Below are 6916 nucleotides of genomic sequence, written 5' to 3'. Positions count from 1 at the left end.
CATCAACAAGCGCGTTATATTTCGATCGGAGTCCATCGACCAGTGTTGCATCCGGCATTTAACCATTATGCAAATCCGTATGCCGCAGGTCGATGCCAATCAGGTAAGTTATTTCCGAACGACGCCTTAGCAACACACGATGAATAAGTGTCGGTTTTTGTAGTGGACGAGGCGACGAGTCCTGCGGCTTTGGACTCGTCGCCTCGTCCACTATGACAGAAATTGATCGTGCGTTGCTTAAGCAGCCCGCCGCCTGCCTTGTCGTGAATAGGAGATATGGGACTGTGCGAAGGGCGGCAGGGGGTGGTCGCTTGGCGATCATCTTTCCCGCGCATTTCCTGTGGAGGTTCGGCTGCCGTAGCCAAGGTCCTTCTGCATCTCCGATTTTGCTGATGAATCTGACTGCGGTGCTGGTGAAGTTCTGGAAACGACAGGATCACGCTGACAGCAGAAGCACGCTCGGGCGATTCCCAGGGGGAATTCACTATCTCGATATTGCGACACGTATTCATCAGTAATCGGAACGAAGTTTGCAGCGGGGTTCGCTGCCGCATCCAATTTGCTTCTCATGCCGGAATGAAAATTTGGCTCCTTCCAATCTCAAGGCAACGTCGCCTCCGACCTGTCGCATCCCGCCTGGGCCCATTAACGCCGCAGTTGAACCCAAGGTCAACGGCTTCGCCAGGGAAGTGGTCAAGGGGCTGTTGGAATCGCCCAAGCGTATCGATAGCAAGCACCTATACGACGAGCGCGGCTCGAAGCTGTTCGATAAGATTTGCCAGCTTCCTGAATACTATCTCACCCGAACGGAGCAGGAGATCATGCAGGCCAATGTGGCCGACATCGTCCGGGAGGTCGGCCCCAATGCACTGCTGGTGGAACTCGGCAGTGGCAGCAGTCAGAAGACCCGGCTCTTGCTCGATCGTCTCGAAGCTCCCCGAGCCTACGTGCCAATTGACATCTCCGCCGAACACCTACGGGCGACTGCCCGACGACTCCGGGCGAAATACCCCGCTCTCGAAGTCAAACCGATTGTCGGCGATTTCACTCACCAGATCGAAATGCCAGCGGGATTTGCCGACACGTCTGTGTGCATCTATTTCCCAGGTTCCACGATCGGCAATCTCCCTCGCGATGATGCCAAAAAATTGCTCCGTATCATTGCTGATCGCTGTGGCCAAGACGGCGGGCTGTTGATCGGCTTCGACCTGCATAAAAGCAAATCTGTTCTAGAGGCCGCCTATAATGATTCCCAGGGGGTCACGGCTGCTTTCAGTATCAATCTCCTGCGCCGCCTCAACCGAGAGGCGAACGCAAATTTCGATATTCAGCGATTTCGACACGTCGCATTCTACAATCCATCGATGTCGAGGATCGAAATCTACCTCGAAAGCATTCAGGACCAAGTGGTCCGCGTCGGTGGTGGTGATATTTCGTTCGCACGGCACGAGCGGATTCTCACAGAGTACTCGCACAAATACACCCTTGCCGGATTCTCCGAAATGGCGGAAGAGTCAGGTCTGACGCCGACAAGTGTTTGGCTGGATCAGAGAAACTATTTCGCGGTAATGTATCTGGAGGCACGTGATGGCAGTTGAGACACAGTCCAATCCGGAAGCATGTGACGCGTCGGTTGATCGTGACCGAGCCTCGCTAGCGCAGTACTACCGCCGCATTCGAGCGATGAGCGAACAGATTGCATTTCCGCTTTCTGCCGAAGATTGTGCGATTCAGACAATGGCGGATGTCAGTCCGACCAAGTGGCATCTGGCGCACACGACATGGTTTTTCGAGACGTTTCTGCTCAAGCAGAAAGGCCGCTTTGAGCCTTTCGATTCACGGTTCGAGTATCTCTTTAACTCGTACTACAACGGTGTAGGGAAAGCGTTCCCTCGCGATCGACGCGGTCAAATCTCGCGTCCCGGCCTGGAAGAAACCTACCGGTACCGCCAGCACGTTGATCATTTGATCCTTGACTGGATCCAATCCAACACGCTTTCCGAATCCCAGCGTGATGTCCTCATCCTGGGGTTGAATCACGAACAGCAGCATCAGGAATTAATGCTTACCGACATCAAGCACGTGCTATTCTGCAACCCGAGCCAGCCGGCTTACCAGTCAGCCGACGCAGTGGAGGCGGCCTGCGTTGCAGAACCTCTGCACTGGAGGTCTGCGGATGAAACGATCGCAGAAGTCGGATACAGCCCAACCTGGACGGACGCCGGCCAGACTTCGTTCTCATACGACAACGAAGGCCCCCGCCATCGGCGTTTGATCCATTCGCACAAAATCGCGTCGCGAAGCGTCACCAACGGTGAGTACTTAGAATTCATCCAAGCAGGCGGGTACCGAGACGCCAGCTACTGGCTGTCGCCCGGTTGGGATGCCGTGTGCCAGCACGAGTGGACCGCGCCACTTTACTGGATCGAACGAGACGATGGATTCATGCAGTATTCACTAGCCGGCTTGGTCCCGCTACGCCTCGACGATCCGGTATGCCACGTGAGCTACTTCGAGGCGGATGCCTACGCCCGCTGGGCAGGTAAACGACTGCCGACTGAGTTTGAATGGGAAGTTGCTGCTGAAAAATCACTGCCCGGCAATCTGTTCGCAGACCACTTACTACGCGATGGCGAACCTGTTCATCCGTGCGGACGCGCATCGAGCGACTTTCTAGGAAACGTGTGGGAGTGGACGGCGAGTCAATATTCAGCCTATCCAGGGTACGCCCCTGTCGCAGGAACTCTGGGGGAATACAACGGGAAATTCATGTGCAACCAGTTTGTGCTCCGTGGTGGTTCTTGCGCCACCTCGTCGGATCACATTCGCACGTCCTACCGCAACTTCTTTCCTCCGGAAACACGATGGCAGTTCACAGGGATACGACTTGCCAGCGATCTGGAATCGGAATTCACATAGAGAACGTTTCACCCAGCGGTTTGGTTGAAGAATCGAGTGTTCATCGATTCCCAAATCGTAAAAGGGATACTTAGACAATGGACCATTGGAGACCACGGCAATGAGTTATGTTCGACTTCTTCTCGCGTTCCTCGTTCCCCCCGCTGCCGTGTACTTGCAGTTCGGCGTTGGCAAGCACTTCTGGGTGAACTGTGTCTTGACGCTGCTCGGTTTTATCCCGGGTATGCTGCACGCCATTTACATGATGGCCGCCCGCCGCCCCGGCCTCACACGGACGCCTTGATCGACGCATCTTCGGTCCATGATCGAACCGACCCTGAAGACACCAGCCACCTATCGCTCGCCCGTCGTTGGAACCTGAAGAGCGATACGGAGAGAGCTGGTATCGGAATTACAGCCATGTTGGCAAGGCCCCAGCTAGCTGGGCAATTCAATCGCTCTGGCCGCTGCGAGCAAGCTTGGGTGAATGTAGCTGGACCGGCAATCCGCGTTGGCCTTTCCTAACTCGCCGGCAGTTGCTTTCATTGCCGCGGCGACTTTTCGTTTGCATTGAATCTCAGTGTCCTCTCGTCCGATTTTTTCCAAGTGCGCCCATCTCGAATAACTTTCGCGACCCTGCTGTCGGACATCTCAGCCTGTTGTTTCATAGTGAGTCACCGTCCGGACTTCAATTCTCCCAAATGGTGCGCAAAAACGCTCGCAGTTGCTCAACATGCTCCCGAGATTCATCCGCTAACTCAGCGAAGCGTTGTGCCATAAGATCTCTGCTGCGATCCTCATGCCCTCGTTGCAACCGCTCCAACATCCTCGTTCGATCTTCCATGGTGCGTAGCGGCGGGCAGCTCGCGCGGCAACCGCGAAACGAGCTGAGAAATTGCTTGCAGCCCGCCCGCAGACGCACCGACAACGACGATATAGTGTCGTGACGGGTCCCTCTTGCTTTGTTCATCGTTCATTTAATTTTCCGGCGTATCATTTACTTTCTCATGCGTGGTACAAGCTCTCTGCAGCATCCAAGGTACTTCCCGCGGGCTGCGAGGATATGGAATCAAGGTGTCAGCCCCAACGCTCCCGGAATCGTCCTCGTGTATCGACCGGGAACAAGAGGATTCCGTGCCGGCCCAGAGCCGACGGCGCTGACTCGGACTTCCTGCTCGAGGTCCAGTTCCGCCGGTTGTTTAGTCGTGTCCAGCAAAACTGATCTGCTCGCTGAGCGCGCCAGTACATAGCGCGACGGATCTGTTTGAGATGCTTTGAGCAGCATCTCCATGTCGCCCGGATGCTTCAATACCGTTTTGCAGGAGAGCCCGCGAGGTTCGACAAGCTGAAAGCTGAAAGCTGACAGAGGCTGGCGGTGGCATGCGAGTAAATTTCTGATCGGTAAGATCTGGAGGTATCCGAATTGCGATGACCAAAGGCAAATCATGTGCCGCGCACCCTTCCGTCGGATGCGTCTCAATTCCTTTCAATTGTGTTTGACTCTGCACTGTGTAGTGACAGATACCACTGAAAAATCTTTGCACCCGCGGCACATGATGTGCAGTGTCGCTGAGGAAATCGCTACCGGCGGAGCGCTGTATGTTCCCGGGGCGGCTCCTACCCTGCTCATGGAACAATCGAAATGTCCAACGTAAACAACAGAGAAACTGTCGTAGCTGCTTTTCATTCCGTTGAAGACGCGCAAGCAGCCATCCATCGTCTGAAAGAAGCGGGCTTCACCGAGGAGCAAATCGGTGTTGTTTCGCATGGCGAACGAGGCACGCTTCCGGAAAGCCTTCAATTTGCTAGGCGTCAGCGCTGAACGTCAAACATGCCAAGCCATGAAAGGATTGATCGCCGAAGGAGACCAGGTGATCCAGGCAACAGGCGATGCTGCGGTCAAGGACGCAGCGCTCGTCGCCGCTGGCCAACGGGTGGAGCACTATGAGATGGCCGGGTATGGATCAGCAAGAAACTTTGCACAGCAGTGCGGGCGCAATGATGTGGCCGACTTGCTACAGCAAACACTTGACGAAGAAGGAAATGCGGACAAGAAGCTGAAGGAAGTCGCCGAAAGTTCAGTAAATCCTGCAGCTTCACACGCGTAGAGTGTCGCTGCGAAGGCCGCTGGCTAAGATCAGCAAACTCTCTTTCGAATGCCGCCCTGGCAGCATCCAGGCTTGGAAGGAGGCCGGTTTTGAAGTCGCGAAATAGAATAGTATTCTCCCAGCAAGAAAAGGCTTTTCATGAATAATCCATTGTTAAAACACTCATGGTCACCTTACTTAGTCGGTGTGGGGATCGGAATGTTGAGTTGGTTCGCGTTCTGGAGTGCCGACCATCCACTGGGGATCACGACAGCATTTGAACACACCGCCGCGATGATATTGGAAGCCGCGATACCAGGGCTGGCGGAATCTAACAGCTACTACCAAGAACAATCGCCGAAGATTGGCTGGCAATGGATGCTGGTCGTCGGCGTATTGCTCGGCAGTGTTATTAGCTCGTTTATGTCCGGAGACCGGGAGCCGATCACGGTGCCACCGCTATGGCAGAGTCGCTTCGGGGCAAGTGCCGGGCTGCGGCTGACGGTCGCCCTGCTGAGTGCGGGCTTGATGATCTTTGGCGCTCGCTTGGCGAAAGGATGCACCAGCGGTCATGGGATCAGCGGGAATTTGCAGCTCGCAGCTTCGAGCTGGCTGTTCTCATTTATTTTCTTCGCAGTTGCCGTTCTCACTGCATTCTTGATGTATGGAAGGAGCGTTCGCGATGTTTGATCCATTTTGGAAATTAGCCCTGGGACTCTTGACCGGAATGGTCTTTGGTCTGCTATTGCAAAAAGGGCGTGTGGCAAAGTTTCACGTCATCGTGAACCAATTTCTGTTTCGCGACTGGACCGTGGTCAAAATCATGGGCACGGCCGTCGTTGTCGGAGCCGTCGGCATTTACGCGCTGCTGCCCACAGAAGCCGTTTCACTGCACATCAAACCACTCGTTTGGCTCGGTGTTGTGGCTGGCGGAGTATGCTTCGGAGCAGGAATGGCCATTTTCGGCTATTGCCCCGGAACCAGCGTAGCCGCCTGCGGTGAAGGACGCCGTGACGCGATGGTGGGCGTGCTCGGAATGTTGCTCGGCGCTGGTCTCTATGTGATCCTTTACCCGCAACTTTCCAGTTTGCTAGAGAGCTGGGGCGATGCCGGGAAAGTGACGCTTCCCGAGATGAGCGGTACCTCTCCATGGCTATGGGTAGGTGGACTCTGTGTGCTGGCGATCGGGGCGATCACGCTCTCAGTTCGCGGTTCAAGTGGTGAATCACCGCGTTTTCCCAAGGGAGATCGCAACGTTGACGCGTCATCGACCGAGGGTCCGTCACGTGAGACGAACCCAATGATGGAGACGGACAGGACATGAAAGTTCAAGCGTTTCCACTGACGACACTCTCCTTCTGGCCGGCTAGCACTGTCCAGGCGACGAGCGATCTGCCGTCGCGATATCCCTACTCGGATTCGGCAGGAAGAATTGGGGTTCATCCGACGGAAGCGTGCGCAGAGCACAGCGGAAGGTTTTTTGAGTACTGTCATATCCAGAACGAAAATTTGCAGTGCGCGCGTACGCTCAGCGGCACCACCAATAGGGTAGCTTTTTCGACACTCAAAGTCCACTGTTTGTCGGCCAGCCAGCACGGCTCGGTTAGCTTTGGTGGTTCAGTCTCGCCACCCTGGTAGATATCCGAAGCTCTGAGAGCCCCACACTGTCTCATCCGGCGTTTGAACCGCTAACAGAGCATCTCACTCTAGCACGGGCTTGCTCAGCAGAGCTACGCTCCACCGATACCCTCGGCATGCGACGACGTTGTTAGTGTGCTTGGCAGCACGACAATTCAGCCTAAGACTTCAGAGCTTCGGACGGTTTCGATTCTACAGTGTTTTCCTGGTTCACTCCAAGACGAATTAGTAAGCCGATCAGCAAGTCGCCGATCGATTGAGGGCCTCGACGCTTCTTGCCAGCGAGAAGCTGC

At 55.1% G+C, this 6916-nt stretch carries 8 protein-coding genes; 7 read left to right on the top strand and 1 reads right to left on the bottom strand.

What is annotated here, in order from left to right:
• Window positions 1-584 precede the first annotated feature (584 nt).
• The 3 genes from egtD (at window position 585) to CA85_RS24415 (ending at window position 3202) form a co-directional block, all read left to right on the top strand.
• Window positions 585-1598 carry an L-histidine N(alpha)-methyltransferase gene (gene egtD, locus CA85_RS24425; protein ID WP_246113116.1) on the top strand — a complete coding sequence of 338 codons (1014 nt, stop codon included), beginning with the start codon at window positions 585-587 and terminating at the stop codon, window positions 1596-1598.
• Window positions 1588-2919, top strand: a complete 1332-nt coding sequence (gene egtB, locus CA85_RS24420; protein ID WP_146394329.1) for an ergothioneine biosynthesis protein EgtB — start codon at window positions 1588-1590, stop codon at window positions 2917-2919. Before egtD ends, egtB begins: the two co-directional genes overlap by 11 nt.
• A gap of 100 nt (window positions 2920-3019) precedes the next feature.
• A complete protein-coding gene (locus CA85_RS24415; protein WP_146394327.1) occupies window positions 3020-3202 on the top strand; it encodes a YqaE/Pmp3 family membrane protein in 183 nt (60 codons plus the stop codon).
• Window positions 3203-3695: 493 nt separating this feature from the next.
• On the opposite strand, the gene CA85_RS26265 is transcribed toward CA85_RS24415, so the two are convergent.
• Window positions 3696-3875, bottom strand: coding sequence for a chemotaxis protein CheB (locus CA85_RS26265; protein ID WP_146394325.1), 180 nt, complete (start codon window positions 3873-3875; stop codon window positions 3696-3698).
• A 665-nt stretch (window positions 3876-4540) separates the two neighbouring features.
• Between CA85_RS26265 and CA85_RS25300 the strand changes: the two genes are divergently transcribed.
• The 4 genes from CA85_RS25300 (at window position 4541) to CA85_RS24395 (ending at window position 6309) form a co-directional block, all read left to right on the top strand.
• Complete coding sequence (locus CA85_RS25300; RefSeq protein WP_186775203.1) at window positions 4541-4720, top strand: general stress protein; 180 nt, start codon at window positions 4541-4543, stop codon at window positions 4718-4720.
• 19 nt (window positions 4721-4739) lie between these two features.
• Window positions 4740-5006, top strand: a complete 267-nt coding sequence (locus tag CA85_RS24405) for a YciE/YciF ferroxidase family protein (RefSeq protein ID WP_246113115.1) — start codon at window positions 4740-4742, stop codon at window positions 5004-5006.
• A 138-nt stretch (window positions 5007-5144) separates the two neighbouring features.
• Window positions 5145-5675 (top strand): YeeE/YedE thiosulfate transporter family protein, encoded by a 531-nt coding sequence (locus CA85_RS24400; protein WP_146394323.1) that lies wholly within the window; start codon window positions 5145-5147, stop codon window positions 5673-5675.
• Entirely contained in the window at window positions 5668-6309 is a 642-nt protein-coding gene (locus CA85_RS24395; RefSeq protein ID WP_146394321.1) for a YeeE/YedE thiosulfate transporter family protein, read from the top strand. Before CA85_RS24400 ends, CA85_RS24395 begins: the two co-directional genes overlap by 8 nt.
• The last annotated feature ends 607 nt before the right edge of the window (window positions 6310-6916 follow it).

Origin of the sequence: Allorhodopirellula solitaria, assembly GCF_007859855.1 — a bacterium.
Taxonomy (GTDB): domain Bacteria; phylum Planctomycetota; class Planctomycetia; order Pirellulales; family Pirellulaceae; genus Rhodopirellula; species Rhodopirellula solitaria.
The sequence above is the reverse complement of the archived record's forward strand: the minus strand, read 5'-3'. Positions and strand labels throughout refer to the sequence as shown.

Excerpts from the sequence above, each read along its gene's own strand:
- CA85_RS25300 (WP_186775203.1), top strand. The coding sequence starts at position 4,541 with ATGTCCAACGTAAACAACAGAGAAACTGTCGTAGCTGCTTTTCATTCC.
- CA85_RS24400 (WP_146394323.1), top strand. The coding sequence starts at position 5,145 with ATGAATAATCCATTGTTAAAACACTCATGGTCACCTTACTTAGTCGGT.
- CA85_RS26265 (WP_146394325.1), bottom strand. The coding sequence starts at position 3,875 with ATGAACGATGAACAAAGCAAGAGGGACCCGTCACGACACTATATCGTC.
- egtB (WP_146394329.1), top strand. The coding sequence starts at position 1,588 with ATGGCAGTTGAGACACAGTCCAATCCGGAAGCATGTGACGCGTCGGTT.
- CA85_RS24415 (WP_146394327.1), top strand. The coding sequence starts at position 3,020 with ATGAGTTATGTTCGACTTCTTCTCGCGTTCCTCGTTCCCCCCGCTGCC.
- CA85_RS24395 (WP_146394321.1), top strand. The coding sequence starts at position 5,668 with ATGTTTGATCCATTTTGGAAATTAGCCCTGGGACTCTTGACCGGAATG.
- CA85_RS24405 (WP_246113115.1), top strand. The coding sequence starts at position 4,740 with ATGAAAGGATTGATCGCCGAAGGAGACCAGGTGATCCAGGCAACAGGC.